General features: G+C 73.6%; 19 protein-coding genes and 1 pseudogene. 6 read left to right on the forward strand and 14 right to left on the reverse strand.

Translation table 11 applies throughout. The annotated features are described in order from the left end of the window. Positions 1-94: 94 nt before the first annotated feature. Together AB0873_RS01700 and AB0873_RS01705 are read left to right on the forward strand one after the other, a co-directional pair. Positions 95-1,387, forward strand: a complete 1,293-nt coding sequence (locus AB0873_RS01700) for a dicarboxylate/amino acid:cation symporter (protein ID WP_155333570.1) — start codon at positions 95-97, stop codon at positions 1,385-1,387. Between the two features lie 66 nt (positions 1,388-1,453). Continuing rightward, positions 1,454-2,521: an NADH:flavin oxidoreductase/NADH oxidase gene (locus AB0873_RS01705; protein WP_366597979.1), complete on the forward strand. Its 1,068-nt coding sequence runs from the start codon at positions 1,454-1,456 to the stop codon at positions 2,519-2,521. A 163-nt stretch (positions 2,522-2,684) separates the two neighbouring features. Here the strand turns inward: AB0873_RS01705 and AB0873_RS01710 are convergent, their stop codons facing one another. The 5 genes from AB0873_RS01710 to AB0873_RS01730 all read right to left on the reverse strand — a co-directional run bounded on the left by AB0873_RS01710 (position 2,685) and on the right by AB0873_RS01730 (position 11,012). After that, positions 2,685-6,191: an ABC transporter ATP-binding protein gene (locus AB0873_RS01710; RefSeq protein ID WP_366597980.1), complete on the reverse strand. Its 3,507-nt coding sequence runs from the start codon at positions 6,189-6,191 to the stop codon at positions 2,685-2,687. Positions 6,192-6,355: 164 nt separating this feature from the next. Next, on the reverse strand, positions 6,356-6,949 hold the full coding sequence (locus AB0873_RS01715) for a TetR family transcriptional regulator (RefSeq protein WP_366597981.1): 594 nt from the start codon (positions 6,947-6,949) through the stop codon (positions 6,356-6,358). A gap of 39 nt (positions 6,950-6,988) precedes the next feature. Next, positions 6,989-9,223 carry a YhgE/Pip domain-containing protein gene (locus AB0873_RS01720; protein WP_366597982.1) on the reverse strand — a complete coding sequence of 745 codons (2,235 nt, stop codon included), beginning with the start codon at positions 9,221-9,223 and terminating at the stop codon, positions 6,989-6,991. Then, positions 9,220-10,035, reverse strand: coding sequence for an ATP-binding cassette domain-containing protein (locus AB0873_RS01725; RefSeq protein ID WP_366597983.1), 816 nt, complete (start codon positions 10,033-10,035; stop codon positions 9,220-9,222). The genes AB0873_RS01720 and AB0873_RS01725 overlap by 4 nt, the downstream gene beginning before the upstream one ends. Before the next feature lie 137 nt (positions 10,036-10,172). Beyond that, positions 10,173-11,012, reverse strand: a complete 840-nt coding sequence (locus AB0873_RS01730) for a DUF4081 domain-containing GNAT family N-acetyltransferase (protein WP_155333575.1) — start codon at positions 11,010-11,012, stop codon at positions 10,173-10,175. Positions 11,013-11,077: 65 nt separating this feature from the next. Between AB0873_RS01730 and AB0873_RS01735 the strand changes: the two are divergent. After that, a pseudogene (locus tag AB0873_RS01735) lies at positions 11,078-11,167 on the forward strand (PadR family transcriptional regulator); the annotation flags it as partial. A gap of 64 nt (positions 11,168-11,231) precedes the next feature. Here AB0873_RS01735 and ispG read toward each other — a convergent pair. From ispG to AB0873_RS01760, 5 genes are all read right to left on the reverse strand, one after another. After that, positions 11,232-12,404 (reverse strand): flavodoxin-dependent (E)-4-hydroxy-3-methylbut-2-enyl-diphosphate synthase, encoded by a 1,173-nt coding sequence (ispG, locus tag AB0873_RS01740; RefSeq protein WP_155333576.1) that lies wholly within the window; start codon positions 12,402-12,404, stop codon positions 11,232-11,234. A gap of 9 nt (positions 12,405-12,413) precedes the next feature. Then, positions 12,414-13,664: a site-2 protease family protein gene (locus AB0873_RS01745; RefSeq protein WP_366597984.1), complete on the reverse strand. Its 1,251-nt coding sequence runs from the start codon at positions 13,662-13,664 to the stop codon at positions 12,414-12,416. Next, positions 13,664-14,875, reverse strand: coding sequence for a 1-deoxy-D-xylulose-5-phosphate reductoisomerase (gene dxr, locus AB0873_RS01750; protein ID WP_366597985.1), 1,212 nt, complete (start codon positions 14,873-14,875; stop codon positions 13,664-13,666). Before dxr ends, AB0873_RS01745 begins: the two co-directional genes overlap by 1 nt. A 43-nt stretch (positions 14,876-14,918) precedes the next feature. Further along, on the reverse strand, positions 14,919-15,554 hold the full coding sequence (locus AB0873_RS01755; protein ID WP_366597986.1) for a Uma2 family endonuclease: 636 nt from the start codon (positions 15,552-15,554) through the stop codon (positions 14,919-14,921). 143 nt (positions 15,555-15,697) lie between these two features. Beyond that, on the reverse strand, positions 15,698-16,246 hold the full coding sequence (locus AB0873_RS01760) for a GNAT family N-acetyltransferase (protein ID WP_366597987.1): 549 nt from the start codon (positions 16,244-16,246) through the stop codon (positions 15,698-15,700). A gap of 50 nt (positions 16,247-16,296) precedes the next feature. Between AB0873_RS01760 and AB0873_RS01765 the strand changes: the two genes are divergently transcribed. Then, entirely contained in the window at positions 16,297-17,220 is a 924-nt protein-coding gene (locus tag AB0873_RS01765) for a YhjD/YihY/BrkB family envelope integrity protein (protein ID WP_366597988.1), read from the forward strand. 38 nt (positions 17,221-17,258) lie between these two features. Here AB0873_RS01765 and AB0873_RS01770 read toward each other — a convergent pair whose 3' ends face one another. Further along, positions 17,259-18,422, reverse strand: a complete 1,164-nt coding sequence (locus AB0873_RS01770) for an alkaline phosphatase PhoX (protein ID WP_366597989.1) — start codon at positions 18,420-18,422, stop codon at positions 17,259-17,261. A gap of 238 nt (positions 18,423-18,660) precedes the next feature. On the opposite strand from AB0873_RS01770, the gene AB0873_RS01775 reads away from it, so the two are divergent. Further along, positions 18,661-20,268, forward strand: a complete 1,608-nt coding sequence (locus AB0873_RS01775) for an NAD(P)/FAD-dependent oxidoreductase (protein WP_366597990.1) — start codon at positions 18,661-18,663, stop codon at positions 20,266-20,268. Here the strand turns inward: AB0873_RS01775 and AB0873_RS01780 are convergent. The 3 genes from AB0873_RS01780 to AB0873_RS01790 all read right to left on the reverse strand — a co-directional run bounded on the left by AB0873_RS01780 (position 20,257) and on the right by AB0873_RS01790 (position 22,941). Next, entirely contained in the window at positions 20,257-20,901 is a 645-nt protein-coding gene (locus AB0873_RS01780) for a TMEM175 family protein (RefSeq protein WP_366597991.1), read from the reverse strand. The two genes, AB0873_RS01775 and AB0873_RS01780, sit on opposite strands and share 12 nt — an antisense overlap. An 87-nt stretch (positions 20,902-20,988) precedes the next feature. Further along, positions 20,989-22,569: a Rieske 2Fe-2S domain-containing protein gene (locus AB0873_RS01785; RefSeq protein ID WP_366597992.1), complete on the reverse strand. Its 1,581-nt coding sequence runs from the start codon at positions 22,567-22,569 to the stop codon at positions 20,989-20,991. 111 nt (positions 22,570-22,680) lie between these two features. Next, a complete protein-coding gene (locus tag AB0873_RS01790; protein WP_366597993.1) occupies positions 22,681-22,941 on the reverse strand; it encodes a hypothetical protein in 261 nt (86 codons plus the stop codon). A 189-nt stretch (positions 22,942-23,130) separates the two neighbouring features. Here AB0873_RS01790 and AB0873_RS01795 point away from each other — a divergent pair, with 189 nt between their 5' ends. Then, entirely contained in the window at positions 23,131-23,352 is a 222-nt protein-coding gene (locus AB0873_RS01795) for a DUF2631 domain-containing protein (protein WP_155333587.1), read from the forward strand. The last annotated feature ends 57 nt before the right edge of the window (positions 23,353-23,409 follow it).

Genomic DNA, 23,409 nt, shown 5'->3' on the forward strand with positions numbered 1-23,409 from the left:
ACGTCGACCTCCGACTGCAGGCCAGCGGCGTCTGTCCGGCGCGGCTTCTCCCCTGACGCCGCCCTGACCGACCCCCTCCAGACTTGGACCTTCCGTGCGCAGAGTTCCCTTTTCCATGCAGATCCTGCTCGGGCTCGTTCTCGGCGTGGCGCTCGGCTTCCTGGCCCGCGCCAACGACCTGACCTGGCTCGCCAGCACCCTCGACACCGTCGGCGGCCTGTTCGTCCAGCTGCTCAAGCTGGCCGTGCCGCCGCTGGTCTTCACCGCGATCGTGGTCAGCGTGGTCAGCCTGCGGGGCGTGACGAACGCCGCCCGGCTGGCGCTGAAGACCCTGCTCTGGTTCGGCGTGACCGCGCTGGTCGCGGTGGGCGTCGGCATCGGCCTCGGCGTCCTCACCGACCCCGGCCGCGGCGTCACCCTGGACACCGCCGCCGCCACCGCCCCGAAGAAGACCGGCTCGTGGACCGACTTCCTCACCGGCATCGTGCCGACCAACCCGGTCGGCGCGTTCGTCGAGGGCAACGTGCTCCAGATCGTCTTCCTCGCCCTCGTCGTCGGCGCCGCCGCACTGCTCGTCGGCCCGGCCGCCGAGCCGTTCGTCGCGCTCAACCGCGCGCTGCTGGAGATCGTCCAGAAGGCGCTGTGGTGGGTGATCCGGCTCGCCCCGATCGGCACCCTGGGCCTGATCGGCAACGCCGTCGCCTCGTACGGCTGGGACCTGCTGGCCCCGCTCGCGCGCTTCACCACCGCCGTGTACGTGGGCTGCGCGATCGTGCTGTTCGTCGTCTACCCGCTGCTGCTTCTCGGCGCCGGCCGGCTCAACCCGCTGCGCTTCTTCGCCGGCGCCTGGCCGGCGATCGAGCTGGCGTTCGTCTCCCGCTCCTCGGTGGGCACCATGCCGGTGACCCAGCGCTCGGTCGAGCGCCTCGGCGTCCCCCGCGAGTACGCCTCCTTCGCGGTGCCCTTCGGGGCCACCACGAAGATGGACGGCTGCGCGGCGATCTACCCGGCCCTGGCCGCGATCTTCGTGGCACAGGTCTTCGGGGTGGACCTGGGCGTCACCGACTACCTGCTGATCGCATTCGTCTCCGTGGTCGGCTCGGCGGCGACCGCCGGCCTGACCGGTGCGATCGTCATGCTGACCCTGACCCTGAGCACGCTCGGCCTGCCGCTGGCCGGCGCGGGCCTGCTACTGGCCATCGACCCGATCCTCGACATGATCCGGACCGCCACCAACGTGGCCGGTCAGGCGCTCGTGCCGACGATCGTCGCCGCCCGGGAGGGCACCCTCGACCGGACCGCGTACGACTCGGCCGGCCGGCGCGCCGCCGTCGAGCGCGAACCCCGCCCGGCCCGGGACGAGGACCTGGCGCCGGTCCCGGCCTGACCATCCCGTCCGCGACGGAGGGCACCGCACCGGTGTCCTCCGTCGCGCAGTCGAGAGGATGACGAGATGAGCACCCTGTTCACCCCCCTCGCCCTGCGCGCGGTGACGCTGCCCAACCGGGTGGCCCTCGCGCCGATGTGCCAGTACACCGCCGGCCCGGACGGCCTGCCGACCGGCTGGCACCTCGTGCACCTCGGCACCCGGGCCGTCGGCGGCGCCGGCCTGGTCCTGACCGAGGCCACCGCGGTGCTGCCCGACGGGCGGATCAGCCCCCAGGACACCGGCCTCTGGTCCGGCGCGCACGTCGACGCGTGGCGGCCGGTCACCGCGTTCGTCGCCGCGCAGGGCGCGGTGCCGGCGGTGCAGTTGGCGCACGCCGGATTCAAGGCCTCCACGTACCGGCCGTGGGAGCCGCGACGGGGTGGCGTTCCGGACACCGAGGGTGGCTGGACCCCCGTCGGCCCGGGCAACGAACCCTTCGTTCCCGACTACCGGCGTCCGACCGCGCTGGACGAGTCCGGCATCGCCGCAGTGGTCGAGGCGTTCGCGGCGGCGGCCGGTCGCGCCGTCGACGCCGGCTTCCAGGCGGTCGAGATCCACGCCGCGCACGGCTACCTGTTGCACGAGTTCCTGTCGCCGCTGACGAACCACCGCACCGACGGGTGGGGCGGCGACCGCGCGGGCCGGATGCGCCTCACCCTGGCCGTGGCGCGGGCGGTCCGCGCCGCCGTCGGCGAGGACCTGCCGGTGCTGGCCCGGATCTCCGCCACCGACTGGGTTGACGGCGGCTGGTCGGTCGACGACAGCGTCGTCCTCGCCGGCGAACTGGCCGCCGCCGGCGTCGACCTCGTCGACTGCTCCTCCGGCGGGGCGTCCCCCGACGCGACGGTGCCCGTCGGCCCGGGCTACCAGGTGCCCCTGGCCGCCCGCATCCGGCGGGAGGCCGGCGTGGCCACCGGCGCGGTGGGGCTCATCGTCGAGCCGGAGCAGGCCGAGCAGATCGTGGCGACCGGAGAGGCCGACCTGGTGCTGCTCGGCCGGGAACTGCTCCGCGACCCGTACTGGCCGCACCGCGCCGCCGCCAAGCTCGGCACCACCCCCACCTGGCCCGCCCAGTACCTCCGCGCCACCTGACCCGCCCACCCCGCTGACCCACCCACTCGGGTTGATCATGAAGTTAGCGGGTGGTTCTGCCCGATTTGACCCCGCTAACTTCATGATCGACGCACGGTCGGGCGCGGGGGTGGGGCGCGCGGGCCGAAGGGGCGCGCGGGGTGGGGGGTGGTAACGGGCGGCGTCAGCCGGCCAGGTGGGACCAGGTTGGTTCCAGGTCGCGCCAGGGGCCCTGGGCGGCGACCCGGCCGTTCTCCAGCACCACGACGTGGTCGGCGCGGACCAGCGCCGCCCGCTTCGACGTCGAGCCGACCACCGTCACGCCGTGCCGGCGCAGCGCCTCCCAGAGCGCCAGCTCGGTGGTGACGTCCAGCGCGGACGACACGTCGTCGGCCACTAGCAGCTCGGTACGCGGTGCGAGCGCCCGGGCCAGCGCGAGGCGCTGGAGCTGCCCGCCGGAGAGCCGGGTGCCCTTGTGCCCGATCATCAGCCCCAGCCCGGCCCCGGACGCCGCGAGGTCGTGGTCGAGCTGGGCGGTCGACACGGCCGCGGCGGCGTCGACCGGATGGCCGAGGGTGATGTTGTCGGCGACCGTCCCGGACAGCACCCGGGGCAGCTGGCCGACGTAACCCACCTGGTGCGGGCGCAGGAACAGCTCCGGTTCGGTGACCGGCTCACCGTTCCAGGTCAGGCGACCCGTGTGCGGCGCGATCCCGGCCAGGGCCCGCAGCAGTGACGACTTGCCCGAGCCGACCGGCCCGACCACCAGCACGAGTTGGCCGCGCTCCACGGTCAGGTCGACCTCCCGCACGGCCGTCGTGCCGTCGGTGTGCCGGACGCCGAAGCCGGACAGCTCCAGCCGGCGCAGCGGGTGCCGCGGCGGCACGGCCGGCGCCGGTGCCTCCCCGGTGGCCAGGTCCACGTCGGGCAGGGAAGCCGAGTACGCGGCCACGCCGGCCATCGCCATCGTCCGGCGGGTCCACACCCGCGCGGACGGCACCTGCGAGATCAGCGACGCCGTGGTCCACGCGAACCAGCGCGCCGCGGCGAGCGTGGCCACGGCGACCAGGGTCGCCCCCGCCGACAGCGTGCCGGTCAGGAACAGCGCCCAGGCGCCGATCGGCAGCAGCCCGCTGACCAGCGACGGCGTCGACCGGGACCACACCTGCACGGAGATCTCCCGCCGCTGCCGCTCGCTGCGCGTCACGTCCAGGTCGGCGAGGTGGGTGAGCACCGGCCGGGTCGCGCCGGCCAGCTTCACCGTACGGGCGGCGGACAGCGAGGAGACCAGCGCGGTCGCGAACGCCGCCCGCGCCGCCACCGTCTCCCGCGCGGTGCGCTCCAGGCGAGGGCCGAACAGCGTCGCCGCCAGCCCGGACACCAGCATCGTCCCGGCGAAGAACAGCCCGGGTACGACGCTGCCGGAGATCGCCGTCATCGCCACCAGCAGCACGAGTGCGGCCGCCTGATCCAGCAGGTTGTCGGCCAGTTGCACGACCCGTTCGGTGTCACCGCCCTGGGCCACCACCTCGGCCGGGGTGTGCGTGCTGACCCGCCGGGGCCCGGTCTGCCCGTGCACGAGGCGCAGGCTGATCCGCAGCATCTGCCGGACCCACCAGCCCGGGAACCAGATGCTCGTGTACCAGGGGACGGGCAGCGTCACCAGCAGCCCGGCGGCGATGCCGAGCGCCGGCAGCCACGGGTCGCCGACGCCGTCGACCACGTCCGCCCAGAGCCACGGCAGCAACGGGCCGTCCAGGCCGATCAGCACCAGCACCATGAACAGCGCCAGCGCCGCCAGCCCGTACCGCGGGTCGTTGAAGACCAGCCGCACGATCTCCCGCAGCGTGCCCGCGAACGTCGCGGTCGGCGGTGGCGTGCGGTCCTCGGGCGCGGCCCCCGCCGGTGGTGTGCGGTCGGCGGGCTCGGCGGACGGAGCTTGGTCCCCCGGCGCGTCCGGCTCCGGGCCCTCCAGCAGGTCGAGCCCGCCGCCGCGGCTGCGCGTGCCACCCCGGGCGTACGCGGCGGTGTGGCTGGTGGCGAGCAGTTCGGCGAAGCGCTCCGACTCCCGCAGCGGTCCCGCCTCGACCACCGCGCCGTCGGCCAGCACGACCACCTCGTCGCAGTGCCGCACCGAGGAGAGCCGGTGGGCGATGACGATGCCGATCCGGTCGCGCAGCAGCCGCTCGGTGGCGCGTTGCACGCGCGCCTCGGTGACCGGGTCGAGCCGGGCGGTGGCCTCGTCCAGGATCACCACGTGCGGGTCCCGCACCAGGATCCGGGCGAACGCGACCAGTTGCTCCTGCCCGGCGGAAAGCACGTGCCCGCCCTCGCCGAGCCGGGTGTGCAGCCCGTCGGGCAGCTCGGCGATCCAGGTGGCGAGACCCAGCTCGTGCAGCGCGCGGGCCGCGTCGTCGAGCAGGCCGGGATCGAAGAGCGCGACGTTCTCGGCGAGCGTCCCGGCCAGGATCTCGGTGCGCTGCGGCACCACGGCGATCCACCGGCGGAGCTGCTCGACGTCGAGGTCGCGCAGGTCGCGGCCGCCGAGGAAGACCGTCCCCGCCGGCACGTCGACGGCCCGGGTGAGCACCTTGGCCAGGGTCGACTTGCCGGAGCCGGTGCGGCCGACCAGCGCGTACGAGCGGCCGCGGGTGAAGGTCAGGTGGACGTCGCGCAGGGCGGGCCCCCGGGTGCCGTCGGCCACCGGGTAGCGGAAGGTGAGCCCCCGGACCGAGAGGTCACCGTCGAGCGGGGCCTGCCCGCCGGTGGGTTCCTGCGGCGAGTCCTCCAGCAGCTGCACGCGGCCCCAGGCGCCGAGCGCGTACTGCAGCTCGGGCACCATCCGGCTGACGTGCTCGACGGTGGCGCCGAACGCGATGGCGAGCAGCCACACCGCGGTGAGTCGGGCGCCGTCCATCCGGCCGGTGGCCAGTGCCCACGCCCCGGCGAGCACCACCGCCGCGATCCCCGCACGGGTGACCCCGGCCGCCACGGTCGTCACCTTCGCCGACATCCGCCAGACCCGCAGGCCGCGGGAGAGCACGGCCGCCGCCCGCGTGGCGTAGAGCCGGAGCACGTACGGCTGGGCGAGGCTGGTGCGGACGTCGTCCTGGCCGTGGATGGCCTCCTCCATCACCGCCGCCAGGTCGGACCAGGCCTCCTCCTCCGCCATCCGGGCCGGCACGATCCGGGCGGTGGGCCGGCGCAGGCCGACGACGAGCGCACCGGCCAGCACCAGCATGGTGACGCCGGCCGGCCACCACACGCCGATCGCGACGGCGGTGGAGAGCACACCGACCGCCAGCATCTGCGCGATGCGTACGCCCTGGGCCCGCACGGCGGCGGCGACCTGGTAGACGTCGCCGTCGATGCGGTCGAGCAGCTCACCGACCGGCGTCGTCTCCAGAGTGGGCAGGTCCTGCCCGAACGCGACCCGGCACAGCCGGCGCCGGACGGCGGCGGACCAGTCCGCGGTCACGCCCGCCATCAGCAGGCTGACGACGAGGTCGCTGACGACGGCGGCGACCAGCGCGGCGGCGAGGACGGTGAAGTATCCGGTGGACCGGTGCAGCAGGACCGGCCCGGCCAGGGCCGCGGCGGCCGCCTGGCCGCCGGCGCCGAGCACGACCAGGACGGTCACGATCGCCATGCGGCGGGGCGACGTGGCCCACATGTCGCGGAGCAGACGCACGGCGAGACCCCTTACGGCAGACGGTGGCGGTAGGACCAGCGTCGCCCGAGTCGACCCGGGCGATCAACGCATTTACCCGTCGATGCGTCGCCGCCTGGTGACGCGCGGTGGCGCGTCACCAGGGGGCCCCTCCTCTACCGCAGGCGTTAACAAGGGGCCCTTCCTTACGCCTCGGCGACCCGTCGCACGATGATGAGGAGGGCGTCCTGCACGTCCTCGAGGGGGCGGTCGGGCTGGAAGACGAGCCAGTCCACGGCGACCACCAGGCCGACGCCGAACAGCGCCGACGAGGCGGTCCGCACGTCCAGGTCCGCCGGCAGGTCCCCGCTGGCCACGCCGGCCCGTACGGTCTCGGCGATCACCTCGATCGCCTCGCCGCGCAGCAGCCGCAGGGTCTGCTGCCACTCCCGGTTGGTGCGCCACATCTCCGACAGCAGCAACTGGGCGAAGGCCCGGTAGCGGCGGATGTACTCCAGTTCGGCGCGCACCAGGGCGGCCAGCGCCTCGCGGGGCGGCAACCCGGCCACGGCGGCGCGGAACTCGGCGGTCAGCAGACCGATGCCGTGCCGCAGCAACTCCTCGAAGAGGACCGTCTTGGACTGGAAGTTGTAGTAGACGGTGCCCTTGGCGACGCCGGCGCGGGCGGCGATGTCGTCCACGGTGGTGGCGGAGTAGCCCTGCTCGGCGATGAGTTCCACGGCCGCCTCGAAGAGGCGCTGACGGGTGTCCTCCCGCCGCCGGCTCCGTCCGTCCGCCACTCGCTCTCCCCCGTGCACTCCGCGCCGCCCCCAGCATCCTCACATGGCCAGCTCCGGGTGGAGGGTGGCCGGGGTCAGCCGGCGCGCCCGCCGCGCGGCGAGGCCGGTGAGCACGAGCGCGCCCGCCCCGAACGCGACCAGCACGAGCGCGCCGGTCACCACCGGCCCGACCGCCCCGCCGTTGATGGTGTGGCGCAGCGCCGTGACCAGGTAGCTCATCGGCAGCCACGGGTGGATCACCTGGAAGAAGCCGGGCGATGTCTCCACCGGGTAGGTGCCGCCGGACGAGGTGAGCTGCAGCATGAGCAGCGCCAGGGCGGCCAACCGCCCGGCCGGGCCGAGCTGCGCGCCGAGCCACTGCACGATCGCGGTGAAGACGAGCGAGGCCAGCGCCAGCACCCCGAGGGTCGCGGCGGGCCGCGCCGGGTCCAGCCCGAGCGCCAGCGTCACCACCGCGAAGAGCACCCCGGCCTGGGCCAGGCCGATCGCCGCGGCGGGCAGCCAGCCCGCGAGCGCGACCCGCCAGGCCGCCGCACCGGACATCACGTGCCGCCGGTTGAGCGGGCGCAGCAGCAGGTACGTGATCATCGCGCCGACCCAGAGAGCCAGGCCGAGGAAGTACGGGGCGAAGCCCACGCCGTACGAGCCGGCGGCGTTGTGCGCGGTGCGGTCCAGCGCCACCGGATCCCCGAGGATGTCGGCGCGGGCGTCCGCGTCGTCGTACCCGGGGATCTTCCCGGCCCCGGCGGTGAGCCCGTCGGCGAGGTCGCCGGCGCCCGTGCCGAGCCGCGTCAGCCCGTCGGCGAGGTCCCCGGCGCCGCCCTCCAGCCGGACGAGTCCGTCGGCGAGCCGTTCACTGCCGGCGCCCAGCCGCTGGAGGCCGCCGTCCAGTTCCCGGGCGCCGCTGGCAAGGCGGAACAGCCCGCCGTGCAGCTCGTCCGCGCCGGTGGCGGCCGTGTCCAGGCCGTCCCGCAGCCGGGCACTGCCCTCGGCGAGGGTGGTCAGGCCGCTCGCCAGTTCGTCCACCTTCGCGCGGGCGGCGGCGACGTCGTCGGCGAGGTGCGGGGCGGCCGCCGCGATCTCGCGCGCGGTCGCCGCCACCGCCGTCATCCGCTCCCGCAGGGCGGCGAGGTCGGTCCGTTCCAGCCCGGCCACCACCGCCTCGGCCGCGGCGACCGCCTGGTCGGCGGCCCGGCGGGCGGCCACCACGGCCGGGTCGTCGGCCAGCTCGGGGTGGGCCGCGACCAGCGCGTCGAGCCGGTCGCGGACCGCCCGGGCGGCGTTCACCGCCTCCTCGGCCCGGGTGGGCAGCACGTCCAGCCCGGCAGCGAGGGCCTCGGCGCCCTCGGCCACGGCGGTCGCGGACGTCTCGATCAGCTCGGCGTTCTCCCGCAGCACCGGCTCGACCCGGCCGGCCGCGTGGTCGACCCGGTCGGCGACGGCGCGGGTGGCGGAGGCCGCCCGTGCCGTCCCGTCGGCGAGCTGCACCGCGCCGGTCCGCAACTGCCCGAGCCCGTCGGCCAGGTCACCGGCGCCGTCGGCACTCCGGTCCAGGCCGCCGGAGAGCTGGCCCGCGCCGGCCGTGGACGCGTCCAGGCCGTCGGCGAGCCGGCCGGCACCGCCCACGCTCCGGTCCAGTCCGCCGGCCAGCGTCCCGGCGCCGTCCGTGGCGCCGCCGAGGCCGTCGGCGACCTTCCCCGCGCCGTCGGCGGCGCGGGCCGTCTCCGACTTGAGGTCCGTGAAGCCGACCAGCATCTTCGCGAAGTAGCCCGCGGCGGTGCTCTCCCCGGCGGCCGCCCGGATCTCGGCGAAGGCCGACCGGGCGAGCAGCCCGGAGAGGTAGTTGGTGGAGTCGTCGCTGACCAGCTTCAGCCGCCCCTGCCGGGCCGGCCGCGCGGGGTCCGGGCCCGCGGCGAGGGTGGCGGAGAAGTCAGCCGGGATGGTGAACGCGAGGTGGTACCGGCCGCTGCGCAGTCCGGCGGCGGCGTCCTCGGCGTCGGTGACGTGCCAGCCGAACACCCGCCGGTCGAGCAGTTCGTCGGTGAGGTCCTGCCCGGCGTGCACGGCGCTTCCGTCGCTCGCGGTGGCCGGGCGGTCGGCGTTGACCAGCGCCACCGGGATGCGGTCGAGCTTGGTGTACGGGTCCCAGAAGGCGTACAGGTAGAGGGCGCCGTAGAGCAGCGGGATGACGGTGAGCACGGCCAGCGCGGCCCGGGGCAGCCGGCCCCGCGTCATCCGGCGCAGCTCGGAACGGGCCAGTCGGAACACGCTCACGGGGTCACCTCGACGGTCTCGACGTCGGTCACGGAGGGGTCGCCGTCGCGGGGCGCGGGTTCGGCGGCCGGCGCGGCTGTGGTCGGCGGCTCGGGCCGGAGCGGGGAGCGGGTGTCGCGGGTGAGGGCGGTGGCGAGCGAGGGCACCGGCGGTGGGTCGCCGAGGCGGTGCACGATCGCCGGGCTGTCCGGTTCGACGGCGCGGGCGGTGGCGATGACGGCGTACCCCCGGTCGGCCAGGTGGCTGAGCGCCGTCCAGAGCCAGCCGCGCTCGGCGGCGTCCGACCCGGCGTCCACGTCGTCGGCGACGATCAGCGCCGGGCCGCTCAACGTGGCCAGGACGAGCCCCAGCACCTGGCGCTGCAGCGGCGTCAGGTTCCGGCCCCGGGTGGCCGGGTCGAACGGCACGTCGTCGGTCAGCCCCGCGCCGGCGATCGCGGTGGCGAAGGCGTCCCGCCGGTACGCGCGCCGGGCCCGCAGGGCCGCCACCGGCACCAGTTGGCGACGCCGGTGCGGGACCGGCCCGAGGAGCAGCAGCCGCTCCCGGACGTGCTCGGCGACGGTCAGCGCGGGATCCGGCTCGTGCACGTCGGGAACGTGGCCGAGGGCGGAGGTGCCGTGTCGCAGCAACCGCCCGTGCGTGGTGGGGAAGCGCCCGGCGAGGGCGAGCAGCAGCGATGTCCGGCCGCTGCCCGGCGGCCCGACGACGGCGTGCAGGTCGCCGCGAGCGGCGGTCAGGTCGACGTCCCGGAACACCCAACCGCGCCGGGTACGCAGGCCGAGTTGGTGCGCCTCGATGACCGCATCCCCCACGCGCACTCCTTGGACTGACCAGTCAGTACAAAAACATGCCCAGCATAGTCCCGGCCGTCCGATCCGGAACTCATCGGCCGACGTGATCCGGGCCATGCGGGCCGGCGCGGCGGGCGGCGGGCGGCGGGCGGCGGGCGTCAGAACAGCACGGTGGCCAGGGTGCCCACCGGGCGGAAGCCGCAGCGCTCGTACACCCGCCGGGCGGGCACGTTGAAATCGTTGACGTACAGGCTCACGGTCGGCGCGACGCGACGCAGCGCGTCCCGGACGACGGCCGCCATGGCGGCCGTGGCGATCCCCCGGCCCCGCCACTCCGGGGCGACCCAGACCCCCTGGACCTGCGCGGTCCGCCGGGTGACCACCGCCAGCTCGGCCTTGAACACGACGGCGCCGTCGACGAACCGCGCGTACGCCCGGCCGGCCCGGACCAGGTCCTCCACCCGGCGGCGGTAACTACGTCCGCCGTCCTCGGCCAACGGCGAGACACCCACCTCCTCGGTGTACATCGCCACCGCCGCCGGGAAGAGCCGGTCCACCTCGCCCCGGCGTACCCGGCGCACGTGCGGGTCGACCGGCACGCCGGGCACCTCGTCGGTGGCGAGCAGCGGCTGGTTGGGGCGGACGTCCCGGGCCGGACCCCAGGTCGAGGAGAGACGGTCCCACAGCCCGAGCACCGCATCGGCCCGCCCGACGATCGAGGAGCAGAGCCGCTCCTCACCGGCGAGCAGGTCGGCGAACGCGGCGACGGCCGGCTCCGAGGCGAGCACCGGCGTGAGGTTGCCGCCCAGCCAGCAGAGCGACTCCAGCTGGCGGCGGTTGCCGTACCCGAGGACCCGCCCCTCCGCGCGCCACCAGGCGAGGCCCCGCGCGGCGACCCGCTCGGCGACCTGCGCACCCGCGTACGGGTCGAGGTCGAGCAGGCGCTCGACCGCGCGGCGCTCCGATTCCCCGAGTTGCCGTACCGGCGCCGTCAGCACGGCTACCAGCCTGCCAGATCGGCGGGGACCGCGTAGGGCGACCGGCTCAGCGGGCCGAACCGGGGACCGGCACCGACGATCAGCGGGAGCGGGCCGCCCAGGTGCTCGACGAGACCCGCCGCAAGCTCCACGCCATCCTCGCCGAAACCGAGTGACCGGCGTACGGCGGAGGGGGCGTCCCGCGTGGGACGCCCCCTCCGTAGAACGGGTACGGCTGGCTCAGTGCACCGTCACGGTGGCGCCGCCGGTCAGGCCGCGCAGCTCCTCGGGCAGCTCGGCACCCATCTCCTCGGCCAGCCGGAGCGCCTCCTCGATGAGCGTCTCCACGATCTGCCCCTCGGGGACGGTCTTGATGACCTGGCCCTTGACGAAGATCTGGCCCTTGCCGTTGCCGGAGGCGACCCCCAGGTCGGCCTCGCGGGCCTCGCCGGGGCCGTTCACCACGCAGCCCATGACGGCCACCCGAAGCGGCACCGGCAGCCCCTCCAGGCCGGCGGTGACCTCCTCGGCGAGCTTGTAGACGTCGACCTGGGCGCGCCCGCAGGACGGGCAGGACACGATCTCCAGGCCACGCTCGCGCAGGCCGAGCGACTCGAGGATCGCCGCACCCACCTTGATCTCCTCGACCGGCGGGGCGGACAGCGACACCCGGATGGTGTCGCCGATGCCCTCCGCGAGCAGCGCCCCGAAGGCCACCGCGGACTTGATGGTGCCCTGGAAGGCCGGCCCGGCCTCGGTGACACCGAGGTGCAGCGGGTAGTCGCACTTCTCGGCCAGCTGCCGGTACGCCCGGATCATCACCACCGGATCGTTGTGCTTCACGGAGATCTTGATGTCCCGGAAGCCGTGCTCCTCGAACAGCGAGCACTCCCACAACGCCGACTCGACCAGCGCCTCCGCGGTGGCCTTGCCGTACTTCGCCAGCAGCCGCTTGTCCAGCGAACCGGCGTTGACGCCGATCCGGATCGGGACGCCGGCGTCACCCGCGGCCTTGGCGATCTCCTTGACCTTGTCGTCGAACTGCCGGATGTTGCCCGGGTTCACCCGGACGGCCGCGCAGCCCGCGTCGATCGCGGCGAAGACGTACCTCGGCTGGAAGTGGATGTCGGCGATGACGGGGATCTGCGACTTGCGCGCGATCGCCGGCAGCGCCTCCACGTCGTCCTGGCTGGGCACCGCCACCCGGACGATCTGGCAGCCGGACGCGGTCAGCTCGGCGATCTGCTGCAGCGTCGCGTTGACGTCGGCGGTGAGGGTGGTGGTCATCGACTGCACGGACACCGGCGCACCGCCGCCGACCGGCACCGAGCCGACCATGATCTGGCGGCTCGCCCGGCGCGGCGCGAGCGGCGGGGGCGGTACGGCGGGGATACCGAGGCTGACAGCGGTCACTTCAGGCACTCACCTTGAGAAGAGCGTGATCGGGTTGACGACGTCCGCGGTGATGGTCAGCAGCGTGAACGCACCACCGATCAGGATCACCGCGTACGTGAAGGGCATGAGCTTGAGGTAGTCGACCCGGCCCGGGTCGGGGCGGCGCAGCCGCGCGTACACCCAGGAGCGGGCCCGCTCGAACCAGGCGATGGCGATGTGACCGCCGTCCAGCGGGAGCAGCGGCAGCAGGTTGAACACGCCGATGAAGAAGTTCAGCGAGACGAAGAGCATGAAGAACAGCAGCCACGCGTTGTTCTCCACCGCCTCGCCGCCCAGCCGGCTGGCGCCGACCACGCTGATCGGGGTGTCCACGTCCCGCTCCCCGCCGGTGATCGCGGTCCACAGCGCCGGAACCTTCTGCGGGATCCGCTTCATCGCCTCGAAGGTGTTCACCGCCATGGTCCCGGTGAAGTCGGCGGTCGCGCCGAACGCGGCCACCGGGCCGTACTCGATGCGGGTGGGCGTGCTGGGGACGAGGCCGACGCCGAGCGCGGCGACCGGCCCGGCGGCGCCCTTCGGGTCGTCCAGCGGCGGGCGCTGGGTCTGTGCGAGCGTCGCCGTCGCGGTGCCGGGCTGGCCGTCGCGGACGTACGCGATCTGCGCCGTCCCGCCCGGCTTGAGCCCCCGCAGGGTGGTGAGCAGGTCACCGTAGCTGGCGACCGGCGTGCCGTTGACCGCGGTGATCCGGTCGCCGTCGCGCAGCTGGGCCTGCGCGGCGGGGCTGGCCGGGTCGGCGGCGGTGCAGGCGCGGTTGGCGTTCTCCGGCACGACGCAGTCGGTGAGCTGGATGACGGCCGGCTCCTGCCGGACCTGCGCCTCGGTGGTCGGGAACTTCGGGTTGGGCAGACCGGCCGTGACCGCGATGATCCAGAGGGCGACCAGGGCGAGGGCGAAGTGGGTGACCGACCCCGCGGACATCACGATCGTCCGCTTCCACACCGGGAACCGCCACATGGCCCGCGGCTCGTCGACCGGGTCCACGTCGTCGTCCTGCGGCGTCATCCCGACGATCTTGCAGAAGCCGCCGAGCGGGATGCCCTTGATCCCGTACTCCGTCTCGCCGCGCCGGAACGACCAGAGGGTCGGGCCGAAGCCGACGAAGTACTTGGTCACCTTCATCCCGAAGGCCTTGGCGGTGAGCAGGTGCCCCGCCTCGTGCAGGCTCACCGAGATCAGGATGGCGAGGGCGAAGAGCGTCACCCCGAGCAGGTAGGCCATCAAGCTCCTTCCACCGATCCACCGATGATCGCCTGCGTGTGTTCACGGGCCCACGACTCGGCCGCGAGCACGTCCTCGACGGTACCTGGTTCGGCGAAGTCCGGAGCGTCCGCCAGCACCCGCTCCAGGGTGTCGACGATGCCGAGGAACGGCAGCCGCCCGGCGACGAACGCGGCGACGCACTCCTCGTTGGCCGCGTTGTAGATCGCCGGCCGGCAGCGGCCCGCCGCACCGGCCGCCTTGGCGAGCGCGACCGCCGGGAACGCCTCGTCGTCCAGCGGCTGGAACTCCCAGGTGTGGCTCTTTGTCCAGTCGACCGGAGCGGCGGCGTCCGGCACCCGGTCGGGCCAGCCGAGGCCGAGGGCGATCGGCAGCCGCATGTCGGGCGGGCTGGCCTGGGCGAGCGTCGAGCCGTCGGTGAACTCCACCATCGAGTGGATCACCGACTGCGGGTGGACCATGACGGTGATGTCGGCGTACGGCACGTCGAACAGTTCGTGCGCCTCGATCACCTCCAGCGCCTTGTTGACCATCGTCGCGGAGTTGATCGTGACGACCGGCCCCATGTTCCAGGTCGGGTGGGCGAGCGCCTGCTCGGGGGTGACCTGCGTCAACTCGTCACGTCGCCGGCCCCGGAACGGGCCGCCGCTGGCGGTGACGACCAGCCGCCGCACCTCGCCCCGGGTGCCGCCGCGCAGGCACTGGGCCAACGCCGAGTGCTCCGAGTCCACCGGGACGATCTGCCCCGGCCGCGTCACCGCGGCCTTCACCAGGGGGCCGCCGGCGACGAGGGACTCCTTGTTGGCCAGGGCGAGCGTACGGCCCGCGCGCAGCGCGGCGAGGGTCGGCGCGAGCCCGAGCGAACCGACGACCCCGTTGAGGACGACGTCGCAGGGCCACTGCGCCAGCTCGGTCATCGCGTCCGGCCCGGCGACGATCTTCGGCAGCTTGAAGTCCCCGCTGGCCCAGCCGCGCCGGCTCGCCTCGGCGTAGAAGGCGAGCTGGAGGTCCTGCGCGGCGGACGCCTTCGCCACGCCGACCGCCTCCACACCGAGTTCGAGGGCCTGGGCGGCGAGCAGCTCGACGTTGCCGCCACCGGCACCGAGCGCGACCACCCGGAACAGGGCCGGGTTGCGCCGCACGATGTCGATGGCCTGCGTCCCGATCGAGCCGGTGGAGCCGAGCAGGACGAGGTCCCGGGGAGAAGTCACGCCGCCATTCTTCCCCAGGCCCCCTGGACACCCGCTGGGAGCCTCAGCCCTCGCCGCCGGCCGGCTCCTCCGGCGGTGCCTCCTCGCCCAACAGGTCCGCAGGGTCGATGGTGAACTCGAAGGGTTCCCGCATGACGAATGTCGTGCCCGCGGCCGCCGCCGACACCGGCCGGTAGTCGCCCTCGAACAGTTCGTACAGCGCGATCGTCGGGACCCGGTTCCGCAGATCGACACGGAGGAAGTAGGGCACACCCACCCTGGCGTACTCGCGCGGCCGGTCGATGATGTCTTTCCGCCGATTCCGCGGAGACACGATCTCCCCGAGTAGCACGGCATGCGAGATGTCCATCGTCGTCCGGCCGCCACCGGGGACCTTCAGCACGACGATGTCGGGGATGAAGAGGTCGTCACCAGAGATGACATTCGTCTCGATGTAGAGCCAGAGCTTGGCACGGCGGGCCGCCTGCTTCAGCAGGTAGGCCAGGTCCAACTCGGCATCCTGATGGTCGTATCCGGCGTGTGGGGTCACGATCACGCTTCCGCTCAGGACCTCGACCTTGGGGCCGTTGGTCTCCGGCAAGAGGTCGAGGGCGAGCTGGGCCGTCCACGGCTCGTCGTGCCACCGCAGCACGTCGAACGACGGCTCGGTGGGCTCCGGCGCCGGCTCGGCCTGGGCCATCGCAGGCTCACCCCCTCAGCGGACCATCCTGCTCGGCTCAGCCTAACCGCGCCGCCCCGGAAACCGGCACGTCGCACGCGGCGTCCGTCGATGCGGTACCGGCCGGGCACCGGACCGCCCGGTGGGCTGACGTGGCGGCCGGATCAGGCGGGCGGGGCGTCCAGGACGAAGGTCTCCACCTCGGTGCCGCCGTACCAGTCGGTGCGCCGGCCGACGTGGGTCATGCCGAGGCGCCGGCACACCGCCACCGACCGGTCGTTGCCCGGCGTCACCACCGCGTAGATCTCCCGGGTGCCGGTGGCGAACTCACGGGCGACCATCGCCCGGGCCGCTTCGGTGGCGTAGCCGTGACCCCACGAGTCCGGGTGCAGGTGCCAGCCGACCTCGATGTCGTCGGTGGGCGTGGTGCCGTCGGCGCCCGGCAGGGGCTTGACCAGTACGCTGCCGGCCACCTGGCCGCTGTCGCGTACGTCGATCGCCCAGATTCCGTACCGGCCCCCGGACGACGCGGACCGCTCCCGCCAGGCCCGTACCCGCTCGGCGGCCTGGTTCGGGTCGGTGAGGGTCCCCGCCCCGCCGCCGAGCCAGCGCATCACCTCGTCCCGGGAGTAGATGTCGTAGACCCTGGCCAGGTCGGTCGGCGAATCGGTCCACTCGCGGATCACGAGGCGGTCCGTGGTGACAACGGTCATGGCGGCCGAGTCTAGGACTGACGGGGTGGCCGGCGGGGAACAGGAACCCGATGGACGGCGGATGGCAGCGGACGAAGCGGATCGTCGCTGCCGCCTTCCGGCCGGTACGCGGGCGGGACCTGTCGCTGCACGCCGCCGCGATCACCTTCTACGGGGCGATCGCCGTGGTGCCGGTGGCGCTGCTGGCGATCTGGCTGACCGCGCTGGTGGCGGGGGCCGACCGGGTGCGCCGGCTCACGTCGTACGCGGTGGAGACCCTGCCGGACGAGATCGGCGCGCCCCGGGCGGTGGCCGCGCTGGTCGAGGCCGGGGTGAACCTCACGCCGTGGCTGGCGCTGGCCTCGCTGCTGCCGGCGTCGCTGTACGGCGAGGGCCTGCGCCGGGCGTTCGTCTCGGTCGCCCAGCTGCGCAACGGCGAGTCGCTGGTCGGCTGGCGGGGGCGGCTGCTGCTGCTCCCGCTGCTGGCGCCCGCCCCGGCTCTGCTGTTGTCGATCCTGCTCGCGCTGCCGACCACCACCGGGCTGGTCCGCGAGGGCGGCTGGGTGGGCGCGCTGGGGGTGGTGCTGTCGTTCCTGGCGACCTGGCTGGTGCTGACCCCGGTGCTGATGTGGGTGTTCCGGGTGGTCGGCCAGGCGTCGCCGGACTGGCTCTCCACCCTCGCCGTCGGGTCGTTCACGGCGGCGAACCTGTCCGGCTTCCTGCACGGCTTCGTGCTGTTCGCGTCGCTGCCGATCGACCTGGGCGTGCCGTTCGGCGGCTTCGACCCGGTCGGCGCCGGCGTGGCCGTCCTGCTGTGGCTCTACCTGTTCCACGTGATCGTGCTGGCCGGCTACTCGGCCACCCTGGCCCTCTCCCGCTGGCGCATCCGCCGCGGCGACCGCGGCGACCGCGGCGACCGCGCCGACCGCGCCGACCGCGCCGACCGCGTTGATCATGAAGTTAGCGGGCCGGAAAGCGCTCCCCCAACCCGCTAACCTCATGATCAACCAGGACTCGGGCGCGCGGGCGGGAGTCAGTGGCGGAAGGGGCCGCGGACCTCGTAGGTCACCCCGCCGCTGCCCGTCCGGTCGCCGCTGGTGCCGCGCTGTGAGGAGAAGTAGAGGCGGGTGCCGTCCGGGGCGAACGCCGGGCCGGTGATCTCGGAACCGCCCTGGTTCAGGATGCGCAGGAAGGGGGCGACCACGCCGGTCGGGGTGATCACGCAGATCTCCATGTTGCCGCCGTCCTCGGCCACGTACAGGTCCCCGCCCGGGGTGCCGGTGATGTTGTCCACCCCGGTCAGCGGCGCCGCGCCGGCGGGGACCAGCGAGTCGTCGTACGCGAGGTCGATGCGCTGGTTGACCGCGTCGTACGCCCAGACCCGGTTGTCGCCCTTGGTGGTGAACCAGCAGGTGCCCCGGTCGTACCAGCAGCCCTCGCCGCCGTCGAAGTGCTTGGCCGCGCCGACCTGCCAGCGGGTGAAGATCGGGAAGCCGTCCCGGTCCGGAATGTCCCGCCAGGTCACCGGCCCGGCGGTCTGGTCCGCCGGCGCGCAGAGCACCTGGAGCCGGCCGGTGCGCAGGTCGCCCCACGTGTCCGGGACGAACCGGTAGAAGCAGCCGTCACCCTCGTCCTCGGTCAGGTAGACCACCCGCCGGTCCGGGTCGCACGCGGCGGCCTCGTGGGTGAACCGCCCCATCCGGGTACGCTCCTCGGCCGACCGGCTGCCGTCCGGCCACGTCTCGAAGACCCGCCCGAGTGGCACCTCCTCGCAGGAGAGCCAGGTGCCCCACGGGGTGGCGCCGCCGGCGCAGTTGACGTTCGTCCCGCCGAGGATCCGGTACGCCGCGGCGATCGAGCCGTCCGCCCGGAACCGCACCGCCGACGCGCCCCCGACCAGCGGGATCTCCGAGTTGGACACGTAGATCCAGCCGTCGCCGGCCGGGAAGCAGGCCCCACCGTCGGGCGCGAAGTGCCACAGGTACGCGGTGCCGGGGACGAACTGGCCGGAGCGGGCGATCACCCGGCTGGTGAAGCCGGCGGGGAGCTGGATGCCGTTGGCGTCGGGGGCGAGCAAATCCCCGTACGGGCCGGGGCCGGGCTGGGCGGGGGCGGCCAGGGCAGCACCGGCCCAGAGACTGCCGGCGAAGGCGGCGCCGCCGGCGACGGTGGCGCGCAGGACGGTACGACGGTCCATCGGAGAACCTCCCGGGCTTCACAATCGATGCCCCGTCGACGTTAGAGCCGACGGGGCATCGACGGAAGGCTATCCGGTGAACGCGAAATGACGCCTGCTCGGCGCCCGACCGCGCCCCGCCCCCCGCCCTTCCTTTCGTTGATCATGAGGTGAGCGGGTGGGTTGATCTCCCCGGCACCCGCCAACTCCATGATCGACGGGGTGTCGGCGCGGCTGAGCGCCGGTTAAGGTGCCGGGTATGGGTGGTGAGCAGGGGAACGGGGTTCCGCAGCGGGCCGACGTCGTCGTCGTCGGAGCGGGGCACAACGGGTTGGTGTCGGCGATCCTGCTGGCGCGAGCGGGGCTGGACGTGCTGGTGCTGGAGGCGGCCGACGTCATCGGTGGGGCGACCCGCACCGAGACGCCGTTCCCCAAGGTCCCGGGGCTGCGGCACTCCACCGGGTCGTACCTGCTCGGGCTGATGCCACCGGAGCTGCTCGCCACGCTCGACGTGCGCATCCCCGTGCTGCGCCGCGACCCGCACTACTTCCTGCCCACTCCGGGCGGGTCCGGCTCGCCGTACCTGCTCTTCGGCAGCGACACCGCCGCGACGCGCAAACAGCTCGCCGAGTTCTTCTCCCCCGCCGACGTCGCCGCCGACGACGCTCTCCAGGCCGAACTCGCCGCGCTGCGCGCGGACCTGGCACCGGCCTGGCTGGCCGAGCCGCTACCGGTCGAGGAGACCGCCGAGCGGTACGTGCGGCCGGCGCTGCGGCAGGTCTTCGTCGACCTGGTCCGCGGGTCGGTCGCCGACCACCTGGCCCGCTTCGAGTTCCGCTCCGAGCTGCTGGTCAGCATGTACGCGGTGACCGACGGCCTGTCCGGCCTCAACGCCGGCCCCGACGACCCCGGCACCGGGCACAACTTCCTGGTGCACAACATGTGCCGACTGCCCGGCTCGGACGGCACGTGGATGATCGCCGAGGGCGGCATGGGCACCGTCTCCCGGACCTTCGCCGAGGCCGCCCGGGCGGCCGGCGCGACGATCCTCGCCGGAACGCCGGTCAGCGGGATCACCCTCGACGGGGGTGCCGCGTCCGGCGTGGTGCTCGCCGACGGGCGGGAGGTCCGCGCGTCGGTGGTGCTGGGGGCGTGCGACCCGTACCGGCTGATGGACCTGCTGCCCGACGGCGCGCTCCCGGCGCCGCTCACCGACCGGATGGCGGCGGTCCGCCGCCCCGGCACCACGCTGAAGCTCAACCTGGCGCTGACCGGGCTGCCGCGCTTCTCCTGCCTGCCGGCCGACGCGCCGAGCCCGTTCGGGTCGACCATCCACCTGCTCCCCGGCTCGGCCTCGCTGTGCGGCAAGGGCGGCGAGGCGCCGATGGCGGCGCTGCGGGCGATGTGGGCCGACGTCCAGGCCGGGCGCCTGCCGGAGGAGCCGACGATCGAGTGGTACCTGCACACCACCGTCGACCCGTCGCTGTCCGACGCGGCCGGGCACCACTCGTCGGCGCTGTTCGTGCAGTCGGTGCCGTACGAGCTGGCCGGCACCAGCTGGGACGAGGCCCTCCCCGGGTACGTGGAGAAGCTGGTCGCGATCTGCGAGCGGTACGCCCCGGGCACCGGTGACCTGATCGCCGACGCGGTGCCCCTGCCCCCGCCCGGCATCGAGGCGCACTTCGGCATCACCGGCGGGCACATCCACCACGTCGACAACACCGTCTCGTTCACCGACCGGATGCCGTACGCGACCGGGGTCGACGGCGTGTACGCGGGCAGCGCCGGCTGCCACCCGGCCGGCAGCGTCATCGGCGCCGCCGGCCACAACGCCGCCCGGCGCGTCCTCGCGGATCTAGGCCGCTGACCCCTTCTCCGGCTGGGTGGCGGCCCGCGGGTCGTCACCCGGGTCCTTCGCGAGGAAGAAGCCGGCGATCACGAGGTAGAGGAGAAGGCTGAGGATCGGGTCGACGAAGACGACCGCGAAGGCGAACACGAAGAGCAGCGGACGCAGCCGCATCCGCCGCGCGAGCGTCCGGGCCAGCCGGGGATCCAGGTCCTCGTGGAGCAGCCGCCGGCTGCTGGCCCACCACCAGCTCAGGTTGAAGAAGAGCGCCTCACCGAGCAGGGTGCCCAGGTAGAGGGCGGCGGTCAGCCGCTGCTCGGCCACGTCGCCGCGCAGGTGATCCGAGAGCAGGTCGGCGGTGAACGGGATCGCGGCCACGAAGAGCAGCAGGAGCAGGTTGAACACCAGCAGCGTGTGGTCGACCCGCACCACGTACCGCCACATGTTGTGGTGGGCGAGCCAGATCTGGCCGGAGACCACGAAGGTGATCACGTACGCCAGGTAGGTCGGCCAGGCCTGGAAGAGCGCCTCGGACAGCCTGCCCCCGTCCGCCCGGGCCGGGCCGTTCTGGAGCAACTCCACGGCCATCACCGTCAGGACGACCGCGAAGACCCCGTCGCTGAACGACTCCACCCGGGAGCGGTCCCGCGCCATCTCGCCAGGCCGCAGGGTCCCTTCGATTCCGGACCGCTTCCAAGGCACCACACCTGCATGGTCGCCCACCGGGGCGGACCAGGTGGGTCAGCTGAGGGATTCGCCGGCCGGGGCGGGCGACTGCTCGTCGACGCGGTGGGCGCGGATCTTGTGGCCCACGCTGGTCAGGCAACGGCCGCTGGACAGGTCGAAGCGCCACCCGTGCAGCTGGCAGGTGAGCTGATCACCCTCGACGACGCCGAAGCGGCTCAGGTCGGCCTTCAGGTGCGGGCAGCGGCGCTGCACCACCCAGTCACCGATGGTGATGTCCTCCGCGTCGACGGCCCGCTCGTGCTCGTCGTACCAGCCCTCGGAGTACTGCAGCCGCTCCTCGGACAGGCACTTGAAGAACGAGTAGACGAACTCGTTGTACTGGCCGATTCGCGCCGCCGAGAACCGGCACGACAGGAAGAGCGAGTTGACCCAGTCCACCTCGCCGATGTGCAGCAGGTGCTCGATCAGCGCCCGCTCGGTGCGGAACCGGTAGCGCACCTTCTCGTCCGCGTACGGCCGCACCTGCTTGCCCGGGAAGTCCACCACGATCGACTCGACGCTCTCGCCGTCGTAGCCGACCAGGTCGAAGCGGACCGGCCCGCCGACCCCCTTGGCGATGTAGATCGACTCGTCCAGCAGCGGCTCGATGCGGCGCTGCATCTCCTTGAGGACGTCGATCTCCGGGTGCCGCCAGGACGCCTTCTCCGCCTCGATGATCGGGCGCTTGCGCTCCCGCATCTCCTCCAGGTGGGCGACCTTGTCCGCGAAGAACTCCGCCACCGGCACCGGGTGGGTGGTCTCGCACGTCCCGGTGGTGATCTCGGCGACGCTGCCGGGCAGCAGGACGACGCCGTTGGTCCCGCCGACCTTCGCGTACTCGGCGAGGAAGACCGACTGGTCGGGGAAGATGTTGCCCTCGTCGCCGTGGATGTCGTTGAACTGCCACAGCGCGTCGTCGAGGAAGCACGGCGGGCCGGCGATCGGGAAGACGTGGTCGGCCTTCAGGTCGTCGATGTACCGCCAGGTGCGGTCGAACTGGCGGTCCCGCTTCTGCTTGCCGAACGCGGTCTTGGCGGCCTGCGGCAGCTCGTAGACCATCGGGTACCAGATCGCCCCCGAGAACTGGAGCATGTGCGCGTGCACGTGGCCCAGCTCGGCGAAGAGACTGAGGTCGGTCGGGCGGGCGTCGTTCTGGTTGAGCAGCCGGACCCCGTCGTACTCCACCCACAGCGACGAGTCGCCGATCGGGCCGTCGGTCGGGCTGGTCAGCGCCTGGATCATCACCTTGAGGCCGCCGTCCAGCTCGACGACCTCCTCGTTCGGCGCCTTCAGGAACTTCGTGAAGCCCAGCTCCCGCAGCTCGTCCTCCATTTCCGAGGTGGGGAAGGCGGGCAGCAGGACGGTGGCCTTCTTCGACACGTACCGCCTGAGGTGGGCGGCGTCGAAGTGGTCCCGGTGCAGGTGCGAGACGTACAGGTAGTCGACGTCACCCAGGGTGTCCCAGTCGAGTCGGGAGTTGTCGGGGAACGGGAACCACGAGGCGAAGTACGCCGGGTTGACCCACGGGTCGCACAGGATGCTGCCCGCGGGGGTGTCGATCCGCATGCTCGCGTGCCCGGTACCGGTCACTCGCACCGCAGGTCCCCCTAAGAACGACGAAAAGGTGTACGCGGAAACGCTACCGGAGCCGCTCCGACCGCCGCCCGCCGACGCCGGGAGTACGGCGACGAGGCACCTCGCGGCAGCTCAGGCGCCGGTCGGCTGCGCCCAGGAGCGCCGGTCGGGCGCGGCCGCACGCCAGCCGTCGAGCAGCCCGGGGATCTCGTCCGGCGGCGCGGCGAGGCTCACCCACTGCTCCCCGTGCTCCGCGTGGTTCGGGTCGGCGGCGACGCTGCCCTCGCTGCAGCACGCGCAGATCGCCCGTACGCCGCTCGCCGGCTCGGCTCCGTAGTCACGCTCGGCGAAGACCGCCACCAGGGCGTGCACGTCGTCGACCGTGGCAGCCACGATGCGGACGGTGCTGGTGGGCAGCGGCGACTCCCGCCACAGCAGCAGCTCGCCGAAGACGGGAAAGGTTCAGGTGGCGGTCCTCGGCGTCCGGCATGGCCTGGTCCTCAGGTGGTCGGGCCCAGCGCCGGGCGTGGCACGGGGCGTGCCAGACTAACCGGAGATCCGATCGCGAGGGAAGGACCGACAGTGGCAGGAAGCGAGCCGGTAACGTCGCCGGACCAGCACAAGCCGGGGCACCGCAAGTCCGGGCGGATCGGCGCGGTGGTCGTCGCGCTGGCGCTGCTGGCGATGCTCTGCGGCAACCACGAGGGCAGGGTCGAGGACATCTGGCTGATCGGCCTCGCCGTCCTGCTGCTGGCCATCGTCATCGGCGACACCGTGCTGCGGCGCAACGGGCTGCGGTCGTAGACCCGGCGCCCGCGCCGGCGGGACACGCGCGAAGGGCCCGCTCCCGACCGGGAGCGG

It is taken from the genome of Micromonospora sp. NPDC047707 (genome assembly GCF_040704235.1).
Lineage (GTDB): Bacteria > Actinomycetota > Actinomycetes > Mycobacteriales > Micromonosporaceae > Micromonospora.

Bases quoted from the DNA above. Each gene is read 5' to 3' on its own strand.
- AB0873_RS01745 (WP_366597984.1), bottom strand. From the start codon at position 13,664: ATGGCCTACCTGCTCGGGGTGACGCTCTTCGCCCTCGCCATCCTGATC.
- AB0873_RS01755 (WP_366597986.1), bottom strand. From the start codon at position 15,554: ATGGCCCAGGCCGAGCCGGCGCCGGAGCCCACCGAGCCGTCGTTCGAC.
- AB0873_RS01765 (WP_366597988.1), top strand. From the start codon at position 16,297: ATGGACGGCGGATGGCAGCGGACGAAGCGGATCGTCGCTGCCGCCTTC.
- AB0873_RS01775 (WP_366597990.1), top strand. From the start codon at position 18,661: ATGGGTGGTGAGCAGGGGAACGGGGTTCCGCAGCGGGCCGACGTCGTC.
- AB0873_RS01705 (WP_366597979.1), top strand. From the start codon at position 1,454: ATGAGCACCCTGTTCACCCCCCTCGCCCTGCGCGCGGTGACGCTGCCC.
- AB0873_RS01780 (WP_366597991.1), bottom strand. From the start codon at position 20,901: ATGGCGCGGGACCGCTCCCGGGTGGAGTCGTTCAGCGACGGGGTCTTC.
- AB0873_RS01760 (WP_366597987.1), bottom strand. From the start codon at position 16,246: ATGACCGTTGTCACCACGGACCGCCTCGTGATCCGCGAGTGGACCGAT.
- AB0873_RS01770 (WP_366597989.1), bottom strand. From the start codon at position 18,422: ATGGACCGTCGTACCGTCCTGCGCGCCACCGTCGCCGGCGGCGCCGCC.